We start from the raw sequence: 23,031 nt of genomic DNA on the forward strand, positions 1-23,031 counted from the left end.
AGCCCTGTTCCGTGGCGGCTCAGGGCTTTGTCATAAAGGTCTCAGACAGCCTAAAAACGATAAAGTTTCATAGTAAATACAGCAAGTTAGAGAATTGTGTACAACTCGTGTTACTCGTCGGATTTCCGTTGCCAGCCACGCCTCTTAGCCTCAAATTCGCCTCGTCATCCCTATGAGGCTCTCTTGATGAAGAAGTACTCCTCGATTCTGTTGTTGTCTTTCAGCTTGCTCAGCGGCGTTGCCATGGCAGGCGGCACCACCGAAGCCGGCATTGGCGGCGCATTGGGTGGGGTACTGGGCTCAGTCGTGGGCAACTCCATCGGTGGCAGCACCGGCGGCGCCATTGGTGCCGGTCTGGGCGGTGCGGCAGGTGGCGCCTTGGGCGCAGACAAACGCCAGCGTGGTGAGGCCGCAATCGGCGGCGCGCTGGGCGCTGCAGGTGGTAACGTGGTCGGTCGCTCCGTGGGCGGCACCACGGGTAGCTACATTGGCGCGGCAGCCGGCGGTGGTGCCGGTGGTGCGCTGGGTAACTACCTGGGCAAAGAGGCCGACAAAGACGATTACCGCGATGGCCGCCGCTATCGTCGCGGCTACGACGACGACCGTCGTCACTGGGACCGTGGTCACCACTATGGTCACCGCAAGCACAAGCGCCACTGGCGCGACTAACGCCTGAGGGCCCTGCCCCCGGCAACAAAAGCCCCGCCCCTGCCAGCGGGGCTTTTTTATGCCTGCCGCTCCAGCACGAGGCCGGACAGGATAACCTGCAGCGCCTCTGGCAACGCCACAGGCCGGCCACTTTCGCGCTCGATGAACACCTGCACTACCGTGCCTGCTGCGCACGCCTCCGGTTCGCCCGGGCGATACAGCGCCAGCCGGTACTCTACCGTGCTGCCCGCCAGACGCGTCACTCCCAACCCCACTTCCAACAAATCCGGGAAGCCCGGTAGCGCGTAGAAATCCGCAGCCGAACTGACCACGAAGGCGGCCAGCTCACCGTGCCGCAGGTCCAGTTCGGCCTGTTCGACGAGAAACGCCTGTATCGCGGTTTCAAAAAAACTGTGCACCGTTGCACCGGCGATGTGTCCGTTCAGGTCGTTGTCCTGGGGGCGGGTGAGGATCGGGTGGAAGTGGGAGAAGGCAATTCGCTGAAGGGCTTCGGTCATCTGGCTGGCTCTTGTCTTCGCAATGGATGCTGACAGTGAAACAGAAAAACCAGACTTTCGCTGCCTATGCGGGCCCCTTCGCGGGCAAGCCCGCTCCTACAACGGCCTGCGCCCACCACCGATCAATGTGTAGGAGCGGGTTTACCCGCGAATACGATGGCGGCTGCGACGGTGAATCGCGGGTGGAAATTGGCCAGCAGGCCCGGCCCTTTCGCGGGCAAGCCCGCACCCACAAAAAAGCCGCCCCTGGGGGCGGCTTTCTCGTTGCGGCTGAGCTCGGCTTACAGCTGCGGGCCAGCGGCCTTGATGGCGTCGGAAACTTCGAACTTCTTGAAGTTTTCGATGAACAGCTTGGCCAGACCTTTGGCAGCCTCGTCGTAGGCCGCTTTGTCAGCCCAGTTGGTGCGCGGGTTGAGCAGTTCGGTTTCAACGCCCGGAACGGCCTTCGGCACGTCCAGGTTGATGATGTCCAGGTGCTCGGTTTCGGCACCGACCAGTGCGCCGCTCTGGATTGCAGCGATCACGGCACGGGTGGTGGGGATGCTGAAGCGCTTGCCAACGCCGTAGCCACCACCAGTCCAGCCGGTGTTGACCAGGTAGACCTTGGAGTTGAAACCGTTGATACGCTTGATCAGCAGCTCAGCGTACTCGCCAGCCGGACGCGGGAAGAACGGTGCGCCGAAGCAGGTGGAGAAGGTCGACTTGATGCCGCCGCCCGAACCCATTTCAGTGGAACCGACCAGCGCGGTGTAGCCGGACAGGAAGTGGTAGGCCGCCTGCTCGTTGTTCAGGATCGAAACCGGAGGCAGAACACCTGTCAGGTCGCAGGTGAGGAAGATCACTGCATTAGGCTCGCCACCCAGGTTCGCTTCCGAACGCTTGGCAACGTGCTCCAGCGGGTAGGCCGCACGGCTGTTCTGGGTCAGGCTGACATCGGTGTAGTCGGCGTGCTTGTTGGCGTCGAGAACGACGTTTTCCAGTACCGCGCCGTGCTTGATCGCTTTCCAGATGACCGGCTCGTTCTTCTCGGACAGGTCGATGCACTTGGCGTAGCAGCCGCCTTCCATGTTGAAGACAACACCTTCACCCCAACCGTGCTCGTCATCACCGATCAGGTAACGGCTTTCGTCAGCCGACAGGGTGGTCTTGCCAGTGCCGGACAGGCCGAAGAACAAGGTTACATCGCCTTCTTCACCGATGTTGGCCGCGCAGTGCATAGGCAGTACGTCGGCAGCCGGCAGCAGGAAGTTCTGAACCGAGAACATGGCTTTCTTCATTTCGCCGGCGTAGCGCATGCCAGCGATCAGCACTTTCTTCTGGGCGAAGTTGATGATCACGCAACCGTCGGAGTTGGTGCCATCACGCTCAGGTTCGCACACGAAGTTGGCAACGTTGAGGACCTGCCACTCGCCACGGCCAGCCGGGTTGTACTGCTCCGGGTTAATGAACAGGCAACGACCGAACAGGTTCTGCCAGGCGGTCTGGGTGGTCATCTTCACCGGCAGGTAGTGCTCGGCGGCCGCCCCTACGTGAACGTAGGAAACAAAGTGATCCTGAGCGTTGTTGAACGCCTCGACGCGGTCCCACAGGGCATCGAACTTGTCGGCCGGGAACTTGCGGTTGATCGGGCCCCAGGCAATGGCGTCCTGGGTGGAAGGTTCTTCGACGATGAAACGGTCAGCCGGCGAACGGCCGGTACGGTGACCAGTCTCCACGACCAGTGCGCCAGTATCGGCTAGTACGCCTTCACCGCGTTGCAGCGCTTCTTTTACCAGCTCATCGACGCTCAGGTCGGTGTACACGGTGTTGTTGGCTTGCGTCATGAGATACCCCATCCGGCCCGAGGCCGAGTGCTCCAAACGTTTTGTAGTTGTCTTGAAAAAACTACTACAGCGAAAAAAGTGGCCGGATTATGCCAGAAACGCCCAAAAAAAGTAGGCCCCTCCTGTCAGAACTGCGCTTTTGCGCAATTCGACAGGAGATTATCCTGTGATTTAACGTTTCAGTGACGAGTTTCTGAGGCCACGTCAGTACCGCCACCCGCAAACAATTGCGCCACATCGCTGGCATCGAAGAAGTAGCGCTCGTTGCAGAACTGGCAATCGATCTCTACCGTCCCGCCACATTCGTCCACCAGCGCCTTGGCGTCGTGCTCGCCCAGACTGACCAGCGCATTGCCGGAGCGTTCCCGCGAACAGCTGCAATTGAAGCGCAGTGGCTGGATATCGAACAGGCGCACGGCGTCTTCGTGATACAGGCGGTGCAGCAGGGTTTCGTTGCCCTCTGTCCACTCTTCAGGCTTGAGCGTCTTGGCCAGGGCGACCACATGCTGCCAGCTGTCTTCGCGCTCTTCATCATCCGGCTGGCGATCACGCGGAAGTTGCTGCAGCAATAGCCCACGGGCCTTGCCGCCTGCGGCATTGAGCCAGAAACGGGTATTGAGCTGCTGCGACTGGACGAAGTAGTTGGTGAAACATTCAGACAGGTTGGCGCCATCGAGGTCGACGGTCCCCTGGTAGCGCTGGCCCTTGACCGGGTCGATGGTCAGGGTCAGGTGGCCGTCGGGCATGAGCTGCGACAGGGTGGCACCAGCCGGAATCTGGTCCGCTTCGTAGCGGGCCATGCCACGAATCTCGCGCTCACTGGAGCATTCCACCATCAGCAGCGGAATCGGCCCGGCCGAACGCGCCTGCAGAATCAGCAGGCCATCGAACTTCATCGCACCCACCAGCAAGGCGGTGGCGGCCATCAACTCGCCGAGCAGCACCTTGACCGGCTGGGGGTACTCATGACGCGCCAACACCGCGGCGTAGCTGTCATCGAGAGACACCCACTCGCCGCGCACATCGCGCTCGTCGAAGATGAAACGTTGGGTGAAATCGGTATCAGGCAAATCGCTCATAGGTTTCGGCTATCTAAAAAATGATGACAAAATGGTTACAAGGGTTGTCGAAAACCGGCGAGAACCCGTGACAGAGCGCTCACAAGGCGCTCCGATTCCTGTTTGCAATAGAGGTATTTTATGGACAATCGACCACTGTTCCAAGCAAGGTGGTCCTGGGGGCCATTGGCAGCCTGTACGCTGCTTCCCATCGCTCTACTGTGTTTCTGGTTATGGCCTATTGGCCAGATCCTGTGCCTGACTTTCGACGAGTGGCTGTTCCGCAGCCTGAACGCGCCGCTGGCCGATAGCACCACCTGGCGCTACATCTGGACCATCGGCAGCCTACGCCCGTTCGACATCGTCGTCGGCCTGATCCTGCTGGCGGTGCTCATTCGTGGTGACTGGGTGTTCAAGGCTGCTCAGGTTCGCCAGGCATTTTTCGGTTTTCTGGTCACGCTACTCCTCTTAGTGGTGATTCGTGCGCTGTTTTCCAAGTGGGTGGATGCAGCCGGGTGGCAACACAAGAGTCCATCGATGATCTTCGACGACGTCGTGCACCTGAGTGACTATTACCCGAACCTGGAGGCTGCCTGGGAACTCAAGGACCGCTCCAGCAAGAGTTTCCCGGGTGATCACGCCTCGGTGCTGCTGATCTGGGCGCTGTTCATGAGCGTGTTCAGCCGCGGTCTTGCGCAATACCTGGTGGTCTGGGGGCTCGCAGCGCTGTTCATGCTGCCGCGCCTGGTGGCCGGTGCCCACTGGGGGCAGGACGACTACATCGGCGGCTTGCTGATGGCCGTACTGGCACTGGGCTGGAGCTACTACACGCCGCTGGCGGCCAAAGGCAGCGAGGCGTTGATGCGCTGGACAGCGCCGTTGTTCAAGCTACTGTCCACGTTACCGTTGGTCGGAAGAATGGCGGTGTTGCGCTAGATTTTTGGGGCTGCGCAGCAGCCCCATTCAATCGTAACTTCCATGCAACTGGTGAATCTGCCGCCGCTGCTTCTTGGTCGGCCGGCCATCGGTGGTCACGCCCATGGCCCCGGCCTTACGCATCTCAGCCGCCTGTTCACGGCGACGCACACTTTCTTCAGTTTCCTCGTACAACGCCTGCGCCTCTGGGGCACCACGACGCACCACCGACAGCGCCTTCACCACCACCGTGCGCTCATCGAAGCCCGTACGCAGCACGAACTCGTCGCCCACCCGCGGCTCCTTGCCCGGCTTGCAACGCTCGCCCCGGCAATGCACCTTGCCACTCTCGATCGCCGCCTTGGCCAGCGCTCGCGTCTTGTAAAAGCGCGCCGCCCACAGCCATTTGTCCAGGCGAACCTTGTCGTCGTCTTCGGCTTTTTGTGCCATCCCGTTACCTCGGATTCTGTCTTTCATCGAACTGTACTACCTTCACATACGGATGCAAAAAGTCCCCGCCGTGCTTAAAGTTCACCACCTCATTCGCAGGGTGCGCTTCGTGAAGACATTTGACCATTTGACTGTGATCGGCCTGCGCGAGTGGGTCGCCCTGCCTGACCTCGGCGTGGCCGGGCTGCGCGCCAAGATCGACACCGGTGCCAGCACGTCGAGCCTGCATGCCACCGAAGTGGAACCCTTCGAGCGCGACGGCCAGCCCTGGGTTCGCTTCACTGCGCACCTGGGCTCGGTGGTGCAGTTGCGCCACCGCCGCTGCGAGGCACCGTTGGTGACGATGAAAACCATCAAGAGCTCCAACGGCCACGCCCAGACCCGCTACGTCATCCGCACGTCACTGGCGCTGGGTGATGGTGTGTGGGAGGTGGAGTTCACACTGGCCTGCCGCAAGAACATGCGCTACCGCCTGTTGCTTGGCTCCAAGGCCCTGATACACGGCCAGCTGGTAGTGAACCCAGGCCTGAAATACGTACAAGACAAACCGGCCTTCCCGGCCACCCTTTCCCCTGTCACAGGTGCTGCATGAAGATCGCTGTGCTGTCGCGCAATCCGCGTCTGTATTCCACCCGCCGCCTGGTCGAAGCCGGTACCCAGCGTGGCCACGAAATGGTGGTGATCGATACCCTGCGGGCCTACATGAACATTGCCAGCCACAAGCCGCAGATCCACTACCGCGGAAAGCCGCTGGAAGGCTTCGATGCCGTGATCCCGCGCATAGGTGCTTCGGTTACGTTCTATGGCTGCGCGGTGCTGCGCCAATTCGAAATGATGGGCGTATACCCGCTCAACGAGTCGGTAGCCATTGCCCGCTCGCGCGACAAGCTGCGCTCGTTGCAACTGTTGTCGCGCCGCGGTATAGGCCTGCCGATCACTGGTTTCGCCCACTCGCCGGACGACATCCCCGATCTGATCCAGATGGTCAACGGTGCCCCGCTGGTGATCAAGGTACTGGAAGGCACCCAGGGCATTGGCGTGGTGCTGTGCGAAACCCCCCAGGCGGCCGAGTCAGTGATCGAAGCATTCATGGGCCTCAAGCAGAACATCATGGTGCAGGAGTACATCAAGGAGGCCGGTGGCGCAGATATCCGGTGCTTCGTGGTAGGCGACAAAGTAATTGCCTCGATGAAGCGTCAGGCCAAACCGGGCGAGTTCCGCTCCAACCTGCACCGGGGTGGCGTCGCCAGCCTGATAAAAATCACCCCTGAAGAGCGCATCACCGCCATTCGGGCGGCCAAGGTGATGGGGTTGAGCGTGGCGGGTGTGGATATCCTGCGCTCCAACCACGGGCCGTTGGTGATGGAGGTAAACTCGTCGCCAGGGCTGGAGGGCATCGAAGTCACCACCGGCAAGAACGTCGCCGGGATGATCATCGAGCACCTGGAGAAGAATGGCGGGCCCAATCAGACCCGGACCAAGGGCAAAGGCTGATTCAAGCCTGTACCCGCCGCTTCGCGGCTAAGCCGCTGCCACAGGTACTGCGCAATCCCTGTAGGTGCGGCTTTAGCCGTGAAGAGGCCAGTGAGCCTCACACAGCATTACGCGGCAGCAGCAGCCCCAGCGGCAACCTGACCCGCGCCTCGATCCCGCCGCCAGACCGGTTACGCAACTCCACGTTCCCGCCATGTTGCGCAGCAATCCGCTTGACGATCGCCAGCCCCAGCCCGGTGCCCTTGCCGCCCCGTGCCCGGTCACCGCGAATGAACGGGTTGAAGATGGTTTCCAGCTCCGACTCGTCAATACCGGTGCCCCGGTCCAGCACACTGAGCACCACATACGGCGCACTCTCGTCACCTGACACATAGGCAGCCACCTCGACCCCCTTGCCAGCATGGTGCAGGGCGTTGCCGATCAGGTTGCCCAGCATGCGCTTGAGCGAAACCCGGCGCAGCGGGAACGGTGGAATCGGCTCCAGGCACAGGCGCACACGCTCTACCGGCTGGTTGTACGGAGCCACCACCTCACGCACCAGGTCAGCAAGGTCGACCTCTTCCACCGGCTCGTCACGGCCATCGCGGATGAAGGCCAGGAACTGATCGAGAATCGCGTCCATGTCCTCGATATCGCGAACCATGTCATCGCTCAGCTCGTTGTCGCTGTTCAGCAAAGACAGCGACAGACGCAGACGCGTCAGTGGCGTGCGCAAGTCGTGGGAAACCCCGGCCAGCATCAACTCACGCTCGCGCCCGGCCTGCTCGACATCCTCGGCCATCTGGTTGAACGCCTTGTACACCTCGGTCATCTCGCTGGGGGTATCGCTGATTGGCAAGCGCACACTGCGCCCCTGGCCAAGCTGGCGGGCAGCGAACACCAAGCGTTTGAGCGGCTGGTTGAGTTGACGTACAAAAATCCACGCCGATGCTGTGGACAACAAGCCAATGGCCAGGAACCAGCCCAGCACGTTCCAGATCTTCTGCCCGCGCAATGGATGCGGGTACAGCGGCACTTTCAGCCAACCCGGACCCAGGCTTGGCGCATTGACCCACAACGCGGGCGGTGCATGAATGCGCAGCCGCACTTCGGTGTCGTCACCCAGTTCGGCCTGCATCTGCCGTTGGTAGATTTCACTGTAGGGCCAATGCTGCTCGCCTTCGGGCACACCCGAGCCGGTCACCCGGATAAGACCTGCCGCCTCGGCGATCTTGTCGCGGTTTTCTTCGTCGGCGGCCCAATAGGCGCGCAAGGTCAGCGCTACACCATGGCTGTACTGACGGTCGACCAGCACGTCCTCGTTCATCAGCAGGTAGACCAGGGTCAGCGCCTTGGAGAACAGAACGACGATCAACACCAGCCACAGGGTGCGGGCGAAGAAACTTTGCGGAAACCAGAGCGGTGTTTTCATCGACGTCCAGGCATCATTTTCCGGCGTTTCCGTCCGGTACGAACACGTAGCCCACGCCCCAGACGGTCTGGATGTAACGCGGCTTGGACGGGTCCGGCTCGATCATGCGACGCAGGCGTGAGATCTGCACATCGATGGAGCGCTCCAGCGCATCCCATTCGCGGCCGCGCGCCAGGTTCATCAGCTTGTCGCGGGTCAACGGCTCGCGGGCGTGCATCACCAGGGCCTTGAGCACGGCGAACTCGCCGGTGGTGAGCATGTGCACTTCGTCGCCACGCTTGAGCTCGCGGGTGGCCAGCGACAGCTCATAGTCGCCGAAGGTGACCGACTCGTCCTCGCTGCCCGGCGCTCCCGGCACGCTCGGCGCCTGGCGACGCAGCACCGCCTTGACCCGGGCCATCAGTTCGTCCGGGTTGAAAGGCTTGCCCAGGTAGTCGTCGGCGCCCAGCTCCAGGCCCTTGATGCGGCTGAGCTCGTCGCCCTTGGCGGTCAGCATGATGATCGGGATCTGGTTGTTCTGCTGGCGCAGGCGCTTGCAGGCGGACAGGCCATCCTCGCCAGGCAGCATCAGGTCGAGCACCACCAGGTTGAACACCTCGCGTTGCAGCAGGCGATCCATCTGCTCGGTGTTGGGCACCGCACGGGCACGGTAGCCTTTGCTGGTGAAGAAACGTTCCAGCAGGCTGCTAAGCCCCGGATCGTCGTCGACGATGAGAATCTTGTCACCTTCAGCGGTGTTTGGCGTGCCGGTCATGAATAACTCCTCTGATATCGCCGCGCATTATGGCGTAGCCATTGCTGCACGTTGCGTGAGCATTGTTAGCAGATTTTTCCCCCGGCGCCAGTTCCGGCTGGCCGGGCGCCATCACCGCAAGCCGTTTGCGATGGGTATAATGCGCGGCTTTCATCCAGCGCCGCCGGGCAAAAAGCCCACAGGCGACCCCCGTATTCACAAATGTCAGGTGGTTTACATGGACAGCATCAACAGCCGTATCGCCGAGGAACTGGGCGTACGCCCGCAGCAGGTCGAGGCGGCCGTGAGCCTGTTGGACGAAGGCTCGACCGTGCCCTTCATCGCTCGCTACCGCAAGGAAGTGACCGGTAGCCTTGACGACACTCAGTTGCGCCACCTGGAAGAGCGCCTGCGCTACCTGCGCGAACTCGACGAGCGCCGCGCCAGCATCCTTTCCAGCATCGAGGAACAGGGCAAGCTGACCCCTGAACTGGCCCGCGAGATCAAGCTGGCCGACACCAAGACCCGCCTCGAAGACCTGTACCTGCCGTACAAGCAGAAGCGCCGCACCAAGGGCCAGATCGCCCTGGAAGCCGGCCTTGGCGAACTGGCCGATGGCCTGTTCAACGACCCGACCCTGGCCCCGGAAAGCGAAGCCGCACGCTTCGTCAACGCCGAAAAGGGCGTGGCCGACGTCAAGGCCGCGCTGGAAGGCGCCAAGTACATCCTGATGGAACGCTTTGCCGAAGACGCCGCCCTGCTCGACAAGCTGCGCAGCTACCTCAAGCAGGAAGCCGTGCTCAGCGCCCGCGTCGTGGCCGGCAAGGAAGAAGAAGGCGCCAAGTTCCGCGACTATTTCGCTCATGACGAGCTGCTGCGTACTGCGCCATCGCACCGTGCCCTGGCGATCTTCCGCGGGCGCAACGAAGGCGTGTTGAGCGTCTCGCTGAAGGTCGGCGAAGAACTGCCCGGCACCCTGCATCCGTGCGAGCTGATGATCGGCAACCACGTCGGCATCGAGAACCGCAGCCGGCCGGCCGACAAGTGGCTGGGTGAAGTGGTGCGCTGGACCTGGAAGGTCAAGCTGTACACCCACCTGGAGACCGACCTGTTCGGCGAGCTGCGTGACAATGCCGAAGGCGAGGCGATCAACGTGTTCGCCCACAACCTGCACGATCTGCTGCTGGCCGCCCCGGCCGGCCCGCGCGCCACCCTGGGCTTCGACCCGGGCCTGCGCACCGGCTGCAAGATCGCCGTGGTCGACGCAACCGGCAAACTGCTGGACCACACCACGGTCTACCCGCACGCGCCGAAGAACGACTGGGACCGCACCATTTCCATCATGGCCGCACTGTGCGCCAAACACTCGGTGGAGCTGATCGCCATCGGCAACGGTACCGCCAGCCGCGAAAGCGACAAGCTGGTGGCCGAGCTGGTCAAGAAATATCCAGCCCTGAAAATCACCAAGATCATGGTCTCCGAAGCCGGTGCTTCGGTGTACTCGGCATCGGAACTGGCCGCCCGCGAGTTCCCAGACCTGGACGTGTCGATCCGCGGCGCCGTGTCGATCGCCCGCCGCCTGCAGGATCCGCTGGCCGAACTGGTGAAGATCGATCCGAAATCCATCGGTGTCGGCCAGTACCAGCACGACGTGTCCCAGCTGAAACTGGCGCGTGGCCTGGACGCGGTGGTCGAGGATTGTGTGAACGCCGTGGGCGTGGACGTGAACACCGCTTCGGTGGCGCTGCTGACGCGCATCTCCGGCCTCAATGCCACCCTGGCACAGAACATCGTCGCCCACCGCGATGCCAATGGTCCGTTTGCCACCCGGGCAGCACTGAAAAAGGTCAGCCGCCTGGGTGAGAAAACTTTCGAGCAGGCCGCCGGCTTCCTGCGCGTGATGAACGGCGACAACCCGCTGGACGCCTCTGCGGTGCACCCTGAGGCTTACCCGCTGGTGCAGCGCATTGCTGCCGATACCGACCGCGACATCCGCTCGCTGATTGGTGACAGCAGCTTCCTCAAGCGCCTGGACCCGAAAAAGTTCACCGACGAAACCTTCGGCCTGCCAACCGTCACCGACATCCTGCAAGAGCTGGACAAGCCCGGCCGCGACCCGCGTCCGGAGTTCAAGACCGCCACCTTCCAGGACGGCGTCGAAGACCTCAAGGACCTGGAACCGGGCATGATCCTCGAAGGCGTGGTGACCAACGTTACCAACTTCGGCGCCTTCGTCGACATCGGCGTGCACCAGGACGGCCTGGTGCATATCTCGGCGCTGTCGGAGAAGTTCGTCAAAGACCCGCGTGAAGCGGTCAAGGCCGGCGATGTGGTCAAGGTCAAGGTCATGGAAGTGGACATCCCGCGCAAACGCGTCGGCCTGTCCATGCGCATGAGCGACACCCCGGGCGAGAAGGTCGAAGGCAACCGCGGTGGTAATCGTGGCAATGGCGGCAATCGCCAGCCGCAGGCACCGCGCCAGCGTGAAACCGCCACGGCTGCGCCGGCCAACAATGCCATGGCCTCGCTGTTCGCCAACGCCAAGCAACTGAAGAAGAAGTAATGGACGTACCTCGCGAATACGTCGAAAGCGCCTTCAGCCAGCTGCTGGGCTGCCGCCTGCAACACCTGGACAGCGGTGTTGCCGAGGTAGCCCTGGCGCTCGAGCCACAGTTGCGCAACCGTGGCCAGAAGCTGCACGGCGGGGCGATATTCAGCCTGGTGGACATCGCCATGGGCCTGGCTTGCTCGGCCAGCCATGGCTTTGACCAGCAAAGCGTCACCATCGAGTGCAAGATCAACTACATGCGTGCCGTCAGCGACGGCGAAGTGCTGTGCACCGCCCGCGTGCTGCACGCTGGGCGGCGCACCCTGGTGGTCGACGCCGACGTAGTTCAGGGCGACAAGCTGGTGGCCAAAGCGCAAGGAACCTTCGCGGTTCTCTAGCTCACCAAGCAGTATCTGCGGTATTTTCAGCAGTGCGCTGGCACTGCTGGAACCGCGTAAACCAGGCGACAACGCCAGTTCCTTTCTTCCTACCCTTGTAGACCGTTATCTCTACCCCCATATTGGGGCGACTGACGCGTGAAGGAATACATCTTGAGCGAACTCCTCAACCGCCGCCTGAGCCTGCTCGGCGCCAATCTCCCCCTGCTCAAGCAGTGCCTGCACGGTATTGAGCGCGAATGCCTGCGCGTGACCGATGAAGGTCGCCTGGCCCAGACCCCGCATCCGGAAGCACTGGGATCGGCGCTGACCAACGAGCAGATCACCACCGATTATTCCGAGTCGCTGCTGGAGTTCATCACCCCGGCGCTGGCCGACCCGGCCAAGGTGCTCGAAAGCCTCGAAGAGACCCACCGTTTCGTCTACAGCAAGCTGGGCGACGAATACCTGTGGAGCCCGTCGATGCCTTGCACGCTGCCGGCCGAGGAGGATATCCCGATCGCCGAATACGGCAGCTCGAACATCGGCAAGCTCAAACACATCTACCGTAAGGGCCTGGCCCTGCGTTACGGCCGCACCATGCAGTGCATCGCCGGTATTCATTACAACTTCTCGCTGCCCGAAGCGCTTTGGCCATTGCTGCGCGAAGCCGAAGGCAGTACTGAAAATGACCGCGACTACCAGTCGTCGGCCTACATCGCGCTGATTCGTAACTTCCGCCGCTACAGCTGGCTGCTGATGTACCTGTTCGGCGCCTCGCCGGCCCTGGACAAAGGCTTCCTGCGTGGCCGCCCGCACCAGCTCGAAGAGCTGGATGCCGAAACCCTGTTCCTGCCTTATGCCACCAGCCTGCGCATGAGCGACCTGGGTTATCAGAGCAACGCCCAGGCCGGTCTTACGCCCTGCTACAACAACCTGGCCAGCTACACCGACAGCCTGCGCAAGGCCGTTGGCACGCCCTACCCGCCTTACGTTGAAATCGGCACGCATGTGGATGGCGAGTGGGTTCAGCTGAACACCAACATTCTGCAGATCGAAAACGAGTACTACTCGAACATCCGCCCCAAGCGCGTCACATACACCGGCGAGCGGCCGATCCAGGCCCTGACCTCGCGGGGCGTGCAGTATGTGGAAGTGCGTTGCCTGGACATCAACCCGTTCCTGCCGGTCGGTATCGACCTGACCGAGGCGCGCTTCCTCGACGCATTCCTGCTGTTCTGCGCCTTGGAAGACAGCCCGCAACTGGACAACGGCGAGTGCGGCCAGTGCACCAGCAACTTCCTGACCGTGGTCAAGGAAGGTCGTCGTCCGGGCCTGGAGTTGCACCGCAATGGCCAGCCGATCAGCCTGAAAGACTGGGCCAGCGAGCTGATCGAGCGTATCCGCCAATTGGCCAATCTGCTCGACCAGGCGCAAGGCACTGATGAGCACGCCAAGGCCCTGGATGCGCAGCAGGCCAAGGTCGACGACACCTCGCTGACCCCGTCGGCCCAGGTGCTGGCACGCATGACCGAGCATGACGAGAGCTTCGTCCAGTTCTCGCTGCGCCAGAGCCGTGTGCACGCCGAGACCTTCCGCGAGCAACCGCTGAGCAACGAAAAGCAGCAAGCATTCGAGACGCTGGCCCGCGAGTCGCTCGCCAGGCAGTCCGAGCTGGAGCAAGACGAAGTCGGTGACTTCGACCTGTTCGTCGGCGCCTACCAGGCCAGCATCCTGGCAATCAGCAGTTGATGAACCGCACCACCACCCCGCGCAAGCCGCGCGCCAGCAGCCAGGCCAGGATCGAGGCGATCCTGGCGGCTGCGCGTGAGCTGTTGGCCGAACAAGGGGTGGCAGCACTTTCTATCTACAGCGTGGCCGAGCGGGCGCAGATTCCGCCTTCGTCGGTGTACCACTTCTTCGCCAGCGTGCCGGCCTTGCTGGAGGCACTTACTGCAGATGTGCACCGGGCGTTTCGCGAAGCCCTGAGCGCTCCTATCGACAGCAGCGCGTTCAGCACCTGGCACGAACTGTCACGGCTGATCGAACAACGCATGCTTGATATCTATCACGAGGATGCGGCGGCGCGGCAGTTGATCCTGGCGCAGCATGGCCTGAGCGAGGTAGTGCAGGCCGACCGGCAGCACGACATGGAACTGGGCGACTTGATGCACAAGTTGTTCGACCAGCATTTTCACCTGCCGGTGATGCCACCGGATGTGGATGTGTTTGCCCTGGCCATGGAGTTGAGCGACCGGGTATATGCACGGTCGGTGCAGTTGCACGAGGCGATCACCCCGCGCATGGCCGAGGAAGGCAAGCGGGTGTTCGAAGCGTATCTGGGGTTGTATCTGCCGCCGTTTCTGGCCAAGCGTTCCAGCTGAGAAATCTGGGGCCGCTTGGCGGCCCTTCGCGGGCAAGCCCGCTCCCACAGAGCCCGCGCGCACCCTGGAGCTTGCGAAGTATCTGTGGGAGCGCGCGTGCCCGCGAAGGGCTGCAAAGCAGCCCCAATATCAAGCCGCCGCATCACAGCTTGGCGATAGACACTTCAGTCGACTTCACAAAGGCAATCACTTCACTGCCCACCTGCAACTCCAGCTCCCGCACGGAACGGGTGGTAATCACCGAAGTGACGATACCCGAAGCCGTCTGCACGTCGATTTCCGACAGTACCGGGCCTTCGAGGATTTCTTTCACAGTACCTTTGAACTGGTTACGAACGTTGATGGCTTTGATAGTCATGGTTTGTTTCCTTTTGGCTTCTGGGATTCAATGCGCCCAACGCAGCTGCGTGGGCAGAGGGGCTACAGGATCCGGCTCGGGCGCAGTGCCCGGGGTGGACAGAACACGGTTGAGCACTTCGCTTTCCAGCGCGGCCAGACGGTGCGAACCCCGCGCCCGGGGCCGTGCCAGGTCAACAGTGAGGTCGAGCCCGACCTCGCCGTCCTCGATCAGAATCACCCGATCCGCCACGGCAACCGCCTCGCTGACGTCGTGGGTGACCAGCAGCACAGTGAAGCCGTGCTGACGCCACAGGCGTTCGATCAGTTGCTGCATCTCGATACGGGTCAATGCATCCAGCGCCCCCAGTGGCTCGTCCAGCAGCAGCAGGCGGGGCTGGTGAATCAAGGCTCGGGCCAAAGCCACGCGCTGTTTCTGGCCTCCCGAGAGCGCTGCCGGCCATTCGTTGGCGCGGTCTGCCAGGCCAACCGCATCCAAGGCCTCCAGCGCACGCGGGCGCCAGTCGCCAGACAGCCCAAGGCCAACGTTGTCGATCACCTTCTTCCACGGCAGCAGCCGCGCGTCCTGGAACATCAGGCGGGTTTCTTCACGGGCCTCCTCCAGCGGCGCAGCACCGGCCAGCAGCTGCCCGGCGGAGGGTTGGTCCAGCCCGGCCAGCAGCCGCAGCAAAGTGCTCTTGCCGCAGCCGCTGCGGCCGACGATGGCCACGAACTGGCCGGCCGGAATGTGCAGGTCGATACCCTTCAAAACTTCGCGCTGGCCAAAGGTCTTGCGCAGGCCCTTGGAGGCCAGCGGGGTGCCACGCAGCAGGCGTGGCGGCTGTTCCTTGAGCACGGTCATGCGCCCTCCTTCCTGGCAACTTGATAGGCCGGGTGCCAACGCAGCCACACACGCTCCAGGCCTCGGGCCGCAAGGTCGGCAAGCTTGCCGAGCACGGCATACAGCACGATGGCCAGCACTACCACGTCGGTCTGAAGAAATTCGCGAGCATTCATTGCCAGGTAACCGATGCCGGCGTTGGCCGAAATGGTTTCGGCAACAATCAGCGTCAGCCACATGAAACCCAAGGCGAAACGCACACCCACCAGGATCGAAGGCAGCGCCCCCGGCAGGATCACCTGGCGGAACAGGCCGAAACCGGACAAGCCGTAACTGCGCGCCATTTCCACCAACGCTGGGTCAACGTTACGGATGCCGTGGTAGGTGTTCAGGTAGATCGGGAACAACGTACCCAGCGCGACCAGAAAGATCTTTGCCGATTCGTCGATACCGAACCACAGAATCACCAGTGGAATCAGCGCGAGGTGGGGCACGTTGCGGATCATCTGTACCGAGCTGTCGAGCAGGCGTTCACCCCAATTCGACAAGCCGGTGATGAAGCCCAGTACCAGGCCGATGCTGCCGCCGATGACAAAGCCCAGGCCTGCACGCCAGCCGCTGATGGCCAGGTGGGTCCAGATTTCGCCGCTGCGCACCAGCTCGACGCCCGCGCTTACCACTGCGCTAGGTGCCGGCAGGATACGCGTCGACAGCCAGCCAGCGCTGACGGCCAGTTGCCATATGGCCAACAGCAGCACCGGCAGCGCCCACGGCGCCAAGCGCTGGGTCAGGTTGGAAGAAGTTGCACGACTCATGGCCAGGCCCTCAGCTCTGCGACACAGATTTGGGCAGGATGTCGTTAGCCACCATCTCGCCGAACGGGCTTACATAACCACCCGTTTTCGGCTGCTCTGGGCGCTGCACATCAAGGTGCGGGAACAGCAGCTCCGCCACGCGGTAAGACTCTTCCAGGTGTGGATAACCCGAGAAGATGAAGGTATCGATGCCCAAGTCGGCATATTCCTTGACCCGTGCTGCCACGGTAGGGCCGTCGCCCACCAGCGCGGTACCCGCGCCGCCCCGTACCAGGCCAACACCTGCCCACAGGTTGGGGCTGACTTCCAGGTTGTCGCGATTGCCGCCGTGCAGGGCGGCCATGCGTTGCTGGCCCACCGAGTCGAAACGCGCCAGCGACGCCTGGGCGCGGGAGATGGTGTCATCGTCCAGGTGAGAGATCAGGCGCTCGGCGGCGGCCCAAGCCGCTTCGTTGGTTTCCCGCACGATCACGTGCAGGCGGATACCGAAGCGCACTTCGCGCCCTTGAGCGGCCGCTTTTTTGCGCACCTGTGCGATCTTCTCGGCAACGGCTGCCGGTGGCTCGCCCCAGGTCAGGTACAGCTCGACCTGTTCGGCCGCCAGGTCCTGAGCGGCCTCGGAGGAGCCGCCGAAATACAGCGGTGGGCGTGGTTGCTGAATCGGCGGGTAGAGCAGCTTGGCGCCCTTTACCTGGATGTGCTTACCGTCGTAATCGACATTTTCGCCTTCCAGCACCTTGCGCCAGATACGGGTGAACTCGACCGAAGCTTCGTAGCGCTCTTGGTGGTTCAGGTGCAGGCCGTCACCCGCCAGCTCGTCCGGATCACCACCGGTCACCAGGTTGAATAGCGCACGGCCATTGGACAAGCGATCGAGGGTGGCCGCCTGGCGTGCTGCCACGGTCGGCGAAATGATGCCCGGGCGCAGAGCTACAAGGAACTTCAGGCGCTGGGTCACGGGGATCAGCGACGCGGCCACCAGCCAGGAGTCCTCGCAGGAGCGCCCGGTCGGGATCAGCACCCCACCAAAACCAAGGCGGTCGGCGGCCTGCGCGATCTGCTGCAGGTAACCGTGGTCGACCGCACGTGCGCCTTCGGAAGTGCCGAGGTACTTGCCGTCACCGTGGGTGGGGAGGAACCAGAAAATGTTAAGGCTCATTGGAGTCGTCTCCTCAAGGGTGGCTCTAGCCGGAGCAGCGCCCCGGCTCAGGCTGTCAATCAAGGCGCGCTAGCGACCTTGGTCGGGGGTGTCCAGATCACGTCCTTGATGCTCAGCGGCTTGGGTATCAGCTTGAGCGCCTGGAAGGTGTCGGCGATCTTCTGTTGCGCGGCCACCACGTCCGGGGTCAGCGGCGCAGCGCCGTAGCCTTGGCGTTTGACCGAGGTCAGGGTGATGTCGGCAGGCAGGCCGAGCAGCGGGGCAACCTGGTCGGTCACTTCCTGCGGGTTGGCCTGGGACCATTCACCCACGGCGCGCACCTCCTCGATCACGGTGTTGATCACCGCTGGGTGCTGTGTCGCATAGTTGCGGGTGGCGAGGTAGAACTGGTGGTTGTCGACCAGGCCCTTGCCGTCACGCAGGGTGCGCGCTTGCAGCTGCTGCTCGGCGGCGGCCTGGTAGGGGTCCCAGATCACCCAGGCATCCACGCTGCCGCGCTCGAAGGCGGCGCGGGCGTCGGCCGGCGGCAGGTAGACAGGCTGGATGTCGCTGTACTTGAGGCCGGCGTCTTCCAGGGCGCGGACCAGCAGGTAGTGCACGTTGGAGCCTTTGTTGAGGACGACCTTTTTACCCTTGAGGTCCTTCACCGACTGGATGGGCGAGCCCTTGGGCACCAGGATAGCTTCGCTGTGTGGCGCTGGCGGCTCGTAGGCCACGTAGAGCAGGTCGGCGCCAGCGGCCTGAGCGAACACAGGCGGGGTCTCGCCGGTGACACCAAAATCGATGGAACCGACGTTCAGCCCTTCAAGCAGCTGCGGGCCGCCGGGGAACTCGGTCCATTGCACCTGTACACCCTGCTCGGCCAGGCGCTTCTCCAGCGTGCCCTTGGCCTTGAGCAGCACCAAGGTGCCGTATTTCTGGTAACCGATACGCAGGCTCTCGGCCTGGGCTTGGGTAATGGCGCCGAAGGACACAGCCGCCGCAAACAGGGCGACCAGACCACGACGCAAGAAGACTGTGCGCATGGCGCTCTCCTGTGCGAATGGGGTTCGGGTTGCACCTGCTTGCCTCGTTAACGGGCGAGTAAGGTGGTGAAGCGGGTAATGCCGTTCAGATGCTCCAGCGAGCGCTGATCAGACGTTCGTTCAATACGCCGGGGGCCACGGGGCGTGGCCGACGGGCCAGGGCGACGTGGAAGGTTTCCAGCGAGTCGTGCAGGCGTTCTTCCAGCGCCTGTACCAACTGCGCGGGCTTTGTACCTTCTGCGTAAGCCACCTGGCTGTCGTCGGCAAAGATCCCTTGCAGGGTCTCTTGTGCCTTGAGTGCCGACAGCACCGGCTTCAATGCGTAGTCCACCGCCAGCATGTGGGCGATGCTGCCGCCAGTGGCGATGGGCAACACGATCTTGTGGGCCAGGGCGCGCTCGGGCAGCAGGTCAAGCAAGGTTTTCAGGGCGCCGGAAAACGAAGCCTTGTACACCGGGGTGGAGACGATCAGGCCATCGGCCTGGGCCACCAGCTGTTGAAAGTGTTGTACATGCGGGCTGTCGAAACGGGCATGCAGCAGGTCTTCGGCGGGAAAGTCACGCACCTGGAACGTCACCACTTCAACGCCGCGATCCTGCAGCCACTGGCGCGAACGCTCGAGCAGCACGCCGGAGCGTGAACGGAGACTTGGGCTACCACCGATTGAGACGACCAGCATTGCTGCGCTTCCTTGTGTTCTGTTGGAGGTGACATTAACAGCTGTTATATATATCTATAAATCATATTTTTTCATTTGTTTATTCCATTATCGTCTTTATCCACAAGGGCCTCTTCGCGGGCGCGCCCGCTCGCACAGGTTTTTTACAGGCATAAAAAAGGGCCGTCGAAACGGCCCGAAAATCCCTGCTTGGCTAAGAGCAATGCAACGAGGAATCCATTAACGATTGGGCTGAGGGGTCAGGCGCAGATAGGGTTTGACCGCCCGGTAACCTTTGGGGAAGCGCTGCTTGATCTCCTCCTCATCCTTGAGCGAAGGCACGATCACCACTTCATCGCCGTCCTGCCAATTACCCGGTGTGGCGACCTTGTGGTTGTCGGTCAGTTGCAGCGAGTCGATCACCCGCAGAATTTCGTTGAAGTTGCGCCCGGTACTGGCCGGGTAGGTGATGGTCAGGCGCACCTTTTTGTTCGGGTCGATGATGAACAGCGAGCGCACGGTCAGGGTGTCGCTGGCGTTCGGGTGGATCAGGTCGTAAAGGTCGGACACCTTGCGGTCAGCGTCAGCAATGATCGGGAAGTTGACCACGGTATTCTGTGTTTCGTTGATGTCATCGATCCACTTGTGATGCGAGTCGACCGGGTCCACCGACAGGGCGATGGCCTTGACCCCGCGCTTGGCAAATTCGTCCTTCAGCTTGGCGGTCAGGCCCAACTCGGTGGTGCACACCGGGGTGAAGTCGGCCGGGTGGGAGAACAACACCCCCCAGCTGTTGCCCAGCCACTCGTGGAAGCGGATCTTGCCTTCGCTGGAATCCTGTTCGAAATCGGGGGCGATATCGCCGAGTTTGAGGCTCATGGGCTGCGGCTCCTGGGCTGGGTTCTGTAGCGTATGGGTTCAATGTGCCTGCATTCAGTTAAAAACAAAAAGAATAAATAATGATTTATTTATAACCATAATGCATACGAATTGGCAGGCACAAAAAAGCCTCGCACTAGGCGAGGCTTTCTTTGTGGCTACGACTTACAGGAAGCTGTAAGTGTAGTTCACGATGAAGCGAGCCTGATCCTGGTCGGAACTGCTCTCGCCGGCACCACGGTACACGCCTTGGCGCAGACTGAAGCCCAAGCCTTTTAGGGCACCTTCCTGGAGGGTGTAGTCGATGCGCGCATCGCGTTCCCATTCATTGTAGGTGCCGCTGCCCGACTTGTTGCGGATATCGTCACCACGCAGGTAAGCAACCGATGCCTTCAGGCCTGGCACACCCAGCGCCGCGAAGTCATAGGAGTACTGACCGAAGGTGGTGTTTTCACCAGCACGGGCGAACTGGTTGATCATGCTGTCGGTGAACAGGTAGAAGCTGGAGCCGCCGGCACCTTCCGAGGTGCCGCTGTCGTTGCTCAGGCTGCCCTGGTTCAACCATACGAAGCCACCGTCGTCACCCACTTGCTGGTGACCGAGCATCAGCGCGTGGCCACCCAAGGTATAGGTGAACATGGCGGACCAGGTCTTGTTGTCGATCTCGCCGGTGTTTTTGGCGTAGCCACCGTTGTTGTTGAAGTTGTAAGCGCTGTCGTTGCCATTCTTGCCGTCGCTGCTGCTGTCGAAGTAGCGCAGGTCGGTCTTGAACGACTGGTCGTCAGCGATCTTGAACACGTGGGTCGCGCCCAGGAAGTGCTGCTTGTAGAAGTCTTCCAGGTTCGAGTAGTAGTACTGCAGGGTCAGGTCTGGAGTGAGCTTGTAGTCCAGGCCACCGTAGCGAAACTTGTTGCTTTCGGCATTGGAGCCGGCGACAGACAGACCGGTACGGTTGCTCGAAGCACGGCCCATGGCGTGGGTCAGCTGACCCGCGTTAATGGTCAGGTTGTCGATTTCCTTCGACTGGATGGTGCCACCTTCGAAGGTTTGTGGCAGCAGACGACCATCGTTGGAAACCAGGATCGGCAGGTTCGGTGCGAGCGCGCTACCAAAATGCGCTTCGGTCTTGGAGAAGCGCGCCTTGGCATTGGCACCGAAACGAGCCCACTGGGCTGCAGAACCTTTGCCGTCATCCGGGAAGAAGCCGGACTTGTGGTAACCCTCGCCGCCATCCAGGTGAATACCCCACAGCGCTTGGGCATCAACACCAAAGCCTACGGTGCCTTGGGTAAAGCCCGAGATGTAGTCGAGCTTGAAGCCCTGGCCCGACTCACGCTGGTCCGGGCGCTCCGCACCCGGTTTTGCGTGATCTTCACGGTTGTCGTTGTTGAAGTACATGGTGCGCGAGCTGAGCGACAGCTTGCTGTCCTCAACGAAACCGGCAGCGCCTGCTTGTTGGGCGAGAACCCCCAGTGCCACGGCCAGAGCCAGGCTGGACTTGTACATGTTTTGCTCCTCTACGTTCTAATTTTTGTGTATCTCTGGCGGAGGGGTCTGATGCCCCGCTCACCGGGATGGGCGATTTAGTCCCAAAGCGTGACCGTGAAGTCAATCGTTTCTAAACATTTCGCGACTTTGGTCTAAGACGCCACCTGCGCTACAGGATAATGACAATCCTATAAATCCAAAATGACTGTTTTATGAATTTGTAAGACTTTTAAGGAATATATTAGGAACCTTTACTGCCATTCGTTGTAGCAGAGAATTTTCTAATAACTTTTGGTTATTTGCAAACGTTTGCTCATAACCTAATGCCAAATCGTTCTATAGGGTCTTGCAGGCACCTCTGGCTTCGTCACGGGGTCATGGCTTTAAAGCGTTTGGCTCCTAAGCTAATGCAAAAAAGTTATTTATTTTAATTTTCTTAGATCATTTAGCCTTCTCGTCATCCAACCCGACTTGCCTGACGAGAGGTTCAACCATGATCCCGCACGCTCCGCTGCGCCTGTTCGCCGCCCTGACCCTCGCCAGCACCAGCTGGTTGGCCCAGGCAGCCGACCTGACAGTGGCCTACCAGACCACCGTCGACCCGGCCAAAGTGGCGCAGGTCGATGGCGACTACGAAAAAGCCAGCAAGGCCAGCATCGACTGGCGCAAGTTCGATAACGGCGCAGACGTTATCACTGCGGTGGCCAGCGGCGACGTGCAGATCGGCTACCTGGGCTCCAGCCCGCTGGCCGCTGCCGCCACCCGCAAGCTGCCGGTCGAGACCTTCCTTATCGCCACCCAGATTGGCGCGGGTGAAGCGTTGGTGGCCCGTGACAGCATCAAGTCGCCGCAAGACCTGATCGGCAAGAAGGTCGCCGTCCCGTTCGTGTCCACCGGCCATTACAGCCTGCTTGCCGCACTGAAAAGCTGGAATATCGACCCTTCCAAGGTACAGATTCTCAACCTGGCGCCGCCGGCCATCATTGCCGCCTGGAAGCGCGGCGACATCGATGCGACCTACGTGTGGGACCCGGCCTTGGGCGTGGCCAAGGAAAACGGCAAGGTCCTGATCACCTCCGGCGAACTGGCGCAGAAAGGCGCGCCTACCTTCGATGCCTGGATCGTGCGCAAGGACTTCGCCGAGAAACACCCTGATGTGGTCAAGGCCTTTGCCAAAGTCACCCTCGATGCCTACGCCGACTACCGCAAGGACCCGAAAGCCTGGCTGGCCGACAAGGGCAACGTAGACAAGCTGGTGAAGTTGTCCGGTGCCAAGGCCAGCGACATCCCGGTGCTGCTGGAGGGCAACGTCTACCCGCTGGCCGCTGACCAGGCCAACGCCCTGGGCGCGCCGACCACCCAAGCGCTGACGGACACCGCCAACTTCCTCAAGCAGCAAGGCAAAGTCGAAGCAGTGCTGCCGGACTACTCGCCGTACGTCAGCGCCAAGTTCCTTCCAAACTGATCCGGA

General features: G+C 61.6%; 23 protein-coding genes. 9 read left to right on the plus strand and 14 right to left on the minus strand.

Going from position 1 to position 23,031, the window contains the following annotated elements; translation table 11 throughout:
- The first annotated feature begins 186 nt into the window (after positions 1 to 186).
- The gene (locus tag ACF8FG_RS12870) at positions 187 to 669 is read left to right on the plus strand and encodes a glycine zipper domain-containing protein (protein ID WP_010951626.1); all 483 of its coding nucleotides are present in this window, start codon (positions 187 to 189) and stop codon (positions 667 to 669) included.
- Between the two features lie 56 nt (positions 670 to 725).
- Here the strand turns inward: ACF8FG_RS12870 and ACF8FG_RS12875 are convergent, their stop codons facing one another.
- The 3 genes from ACF8FG_RS12875 to hslO all read right to left on the minus strand — a co-directional run bounded on the left by ACF8FG_RS12875 (position 726) and on the right by hslO (position 4,068).
- A complete protein-coding gene (locus ACF8FG_RS12875; protein ID WP_076402425.1) occupies positions 726 to 1,166 on the minus strand; it encodes a thioesterase family protein in 441 nt (146 codons plus the stop codon).
- Positions 1,167 to 1,447: 281 nt separating this feature from the next.
- Positions 1,448 to 2,989 carry a phosphoenolpyruvate carboxykinase gene (locus ACF8FG_RS12880; RefSeq protein ID WP_019438882.1) on the minus strand — a complete coding sequence of 514 codons (1,542 nt, stop codon included), beginning with the start codon at positions 2,987 to 2,989 and terminating at the stop codon, positions 1,448 to 1,450.
- 179 nt (positions 2,990 to 3,168) lie between these two features.
- Positions 3,169 to 4,068 carry an Hsp33 family molecular chaperone HslO gene (gene hslO, locus ACF8FG_RS12885; RefSeq protein WP_014589339.1) on the minus strand — a complete coding sequence of 300 codons (900 nt, stop codon included), beginning with the start codon at positions 4,066 to 4,068 and terminating at the stop codon, positions 3,169 to 3,171.
- A gap of 120 nt (positions 4,069 to 4,188) precedes the next feature.
- On the opposite strand from hslO, the gene ACF8FG_RS12890 reads away from it, so the two are divergent.
- A complete protein-coding gene (locus ACF8FG_RS12890; RefSeq protein ID WP_019438884.1) occupies positions 4,189 to 4,983 on the plus strand; it encodes a phosphatase PAP2 family protein in 795 nt (264 codons plus the stop codon).
- Between the two features lie 27 nt (positions 4,984 to 5,010).
- Here the strand turns inward: ACF8FG_RS12890 and ACF8FG_RS12895 are convergent, their stop codons facing one another.
- Positions 5,011 to 5,412: an RNA-binding S4 domain-containing protein gene (locus tag ACF8FG_RS12895; RefSeq protein WP_003255812.1), complete on the minus strand. Its 402-nt coding sequence runs from the start codon at positions 5,410 to 5,412 to the stop codon at positions 5,011 to 5,013.
- Between the two features lie 109 nt (positions 5,413 to 5,521).
- Here ACF8FG_RS12895 and ACF8FG_RS12900 point away from each other — a divergent pair, with 109 nt between their 5' ends.
- Together ACF8FG_RS12900 and rimK are read left to right on the plus strand one after the other, a co-directional pair.
- Positions 5,522 to 6,004: an ATP-dependent zinc protease gene (locus ACF8FG_RS12900; RefSeq protein WP_004576370.1), complete on the plus strand. Its 483-nt coding sequence runs from the start codon at positions 5,522 to 5,524 to the stop codon at positions 6,002 to 6,004.
- Positions 6,001 to 6,906 carry a 30S ribosomal protein S6--L-glutamate ligase gene (rimK, locus tag ACF8FG_RS12905; RefSeq protein ID WP_003255817.1) on the plus strand — a complete coding sequence of 302 codons (906 nt, stop codon included), beginning with the start codon at positions 6,001 to 6,003 and terminating at the stop codon, positions 6,904 to 6,906. The genes ACF8FG_RS12900 and rimK overlap by 4 nt, the downstream gene beginning before the upstream one ends.
- A 97-nt stretch (positions 6,907 to 7,003) precedes the next feature.
- Here rimK and ACF8FG_RS12910 read toward each other — a convergent pair whose 3' ends face one another.
- Positions 7,004 to 8,317 carry an ATP-binding protein gene (locus ACF8FG_RS12910; protein WP_014589336.1) on the minus strand — a complete coding sequence of 438 codons (1,314 nt, stop codon included), beginning with the start codon at positions 8,315 to 8,317 and terminating at the stop codon, positions 7,004 to 7,006.
- Positions 8,318 to 8,330: 13 nt separating this feature from the next.
- Positions 8,331 to 9,071, minus strand: a complete 741-nt coding sequence (gene ompR / locus ACF8FG_RS12915) for a two-component system response regulator OmpR (protein ID WP_012270052.1) — start codon at positions 9,069 to 9,071, stop codon at positions 8,331 to 8,333.
- Between the two features lie 217 nt (positions 9,072 to 9,288).
- Between ompR and ACF8FG_RS12920 the strand changes: the two genes are divergently transcribed.
- The 4 genes from ACF8FG_RS12920 (at position 9,289) to ACF8FG_RS12935 (ending at position 14,359) form a co-directional block, all read left to right on the plus strand.
- The gene (locus ACF8FG_RS12920) at positions 9,289 to 11,613 is read left to right on the plus strand and encodes a Tex family protein (RefSeq protein ID WP_014589335.1); all 2,325 of its coding nucleotides are present in this window, start codon (positions 9,289 to 9,291) and stop codon (positions 11,611 to 11,613) included.
- Positions 11,613 to 11,996, plus strand: a complete 384-nt coding sequence (locus ACF8FG_RS12925) for a PaaI family thioesterase (protein ID WP_010951620.1) — start codon at positions 11,613 to 11,615, stop codon at positions 11,994 to 11,996. The genes ACF8FG_RS12920 and ACF8FG_RS12925 overlap by 1 nt, the downstream gene beginning before the upstream one ends.
- Before the next feature lie 153 nt (positions 11,997 to 12,149).
- A complete protein-coding gene (gene gshA, locus ACF8FG_RS12930; RefSeq protein WP_392518834.1) occupies positions 12,150 to 13,727 on the plus strand; it encodes a glutamate--cysteine ligase in 1,578 nt (525 codons plus the stop codon).
- The gene (locus tag ACF8FG_RS12935; RefSeq protein WP_010951618.1) at positions 13,727 to 14,359 is read left to right on the plus strand and encodes a TetR/AcrR family transcriptional regulator; all 633 of its coding nucleotides are present in this window, start codon (positions 13,727 to 13,729) and stop codon (positions 14,357 to 14,359) included. The genes gshA and ACF8FG_RS12935 overlap by 1 nt, the downstream gene beginning before the upstream one ends.
- 142 nt (positions 14,360 to 14,501) lie before the next feature.
- Here the strand turns inward: ACF8FG_RS12935 and ACF8FG_RS12940 are convergent, their stop codons facing one another.
- The 8 genes from ACF8FG_RS12940 to ACF8FG_RS12975 form a co-directional block, all read right to left on the minus strand.
- Positions 14,502 to 14,717 (minus strand): molybdopterin-binding protein, encoded by a 216-nt coding sequence (locus ACF8FG_RS12940; RefSeq protein WP_003255829.1) that lies wholly within the window; start codon positions 14,715 to 14,717, stop codon positions 14,502 to 14,504.
- A gap of 27 nt (positions 14,718 to 14,744) precedes the next feature.
- Positions 14,745 to 15,557, minus strand: coding sequence for an aliphatic sulfonates ABC transporter ATP-binding protein (gene ssuB, locus ACF8FG_RS12945; protein WP_014589333.1), 813 nt, complete (start codon positions 15,555 to 15,557; stop codon positions 14,745 to 14,747).
- Positions 15,554 to 16,351, minus strand: a complete 798-nt coding sequence (ssuC, locus tag ACF8FG_RS12950; protein ID WP_003255831.1) for an aliphatic sulfonate ABC transporter permease SsuC — start codon at positions 16,349 to 16,351, stop codon at positions 15,554 to 15,556. The genes ssuB and ssuC overlap by 4 nt, the downstream gene beginning before the upstream one ends.
- 10 nt (positions 16,352 to 16,361) lie before the next feature.
- The gene (gene ssuD, locus ACF8FG_RS12955) at positions 16,362 to 17,510 is read right to left on the minus strand and encodes an FMNH2-dependent alkanesulfonate monooxygenase (RefSeq protein WP_014589332.1); all 1,149 of its coding nucleotides are present in this window, start codon (positions 17,508 to 17,510) and stop codon (positions 16,362 to 16,364) included.
- Between the two features lie 59 nt (positions 17,511 to 17,569).
- On the minus strand, positions 17,570 to 18,535 hold the full coding sequence (locus tag ACF8FG_RS12960) for a sulfonate ABC transporter substrate-binding protein (protein ID WP_019438889.1): 966 nt from the start codon (positions 18,533 to 18,535) through the stop codon (positions 17,570 to 17,572).
- Between the two features lie 85 nt (positions 18,536 to 18,620).
- Positions 18,621 to 19,214, minus strand: coding sequence for an NADPH-dependent FMN reductase (ssuE, locus tag ACF8FG_RS12965; protein WP_003255835.1), 594 nt, complete (start codon positions 19,212 to 19,214; stop codon positions 18,621 to 18,623).
- A gap of 219 nt (positions 19,215 to 19,433) precedes the next feature.
- Positions 19,434 to 20,072, minus strand: a complete 639-nt coding sequence (locus ACF8FG_RS12970; RefSeq protein WP_003255836.1) for a peroxiredoxin — start codon at positions 20,070 to 20,072, stop codon at positions 19,434 to 19,436.
- A 165-nt stretch (positions 20,073 to 20,237) separates the two neighbouring features.
- Positions 20,238 to 21,578: an OprD family porin gene (locus ACF8FG_RS12975; protein ID WP_014589330.1), complete on the minus strand. Its 1,341-nt coding sequence runs from the start codon at positions 21,576 to 21,578 to the stop codon at positions 20,238 to 20,240.
- A gap of 475 nt (positions 21,579 to 22,053) precedes the next feature.
- On the opposite strand from ACF8FG_RS12975, the gene tauA reads away from it, so the two are divergent.
- A complete protein-coding gene (gene tauA / locus ACF8FG_RS12980; RefSeq protein WP_003255840.1) occupies positions 22,054 to 23,025 on the plus strand; it encodes a taurine ABC transporter substrate-binding protein in 972 nt (323 codons plus the stop codon).
- The last annotated feature ends 6 nt before the right edge of the window (positions 23,026 to 23,031 follow it).

This window comes from Pseudomonas sp. YQ_6, from assembly GCF_043103245.1.
Classification (GTDB): domain Bacteria; phylum Pseudomonadota; class Gammaproteobacteria; order Pseudomonadales; family Pseudomonadaceae; genus Aquipseudomonas; species Aquipseudomonas alloputida.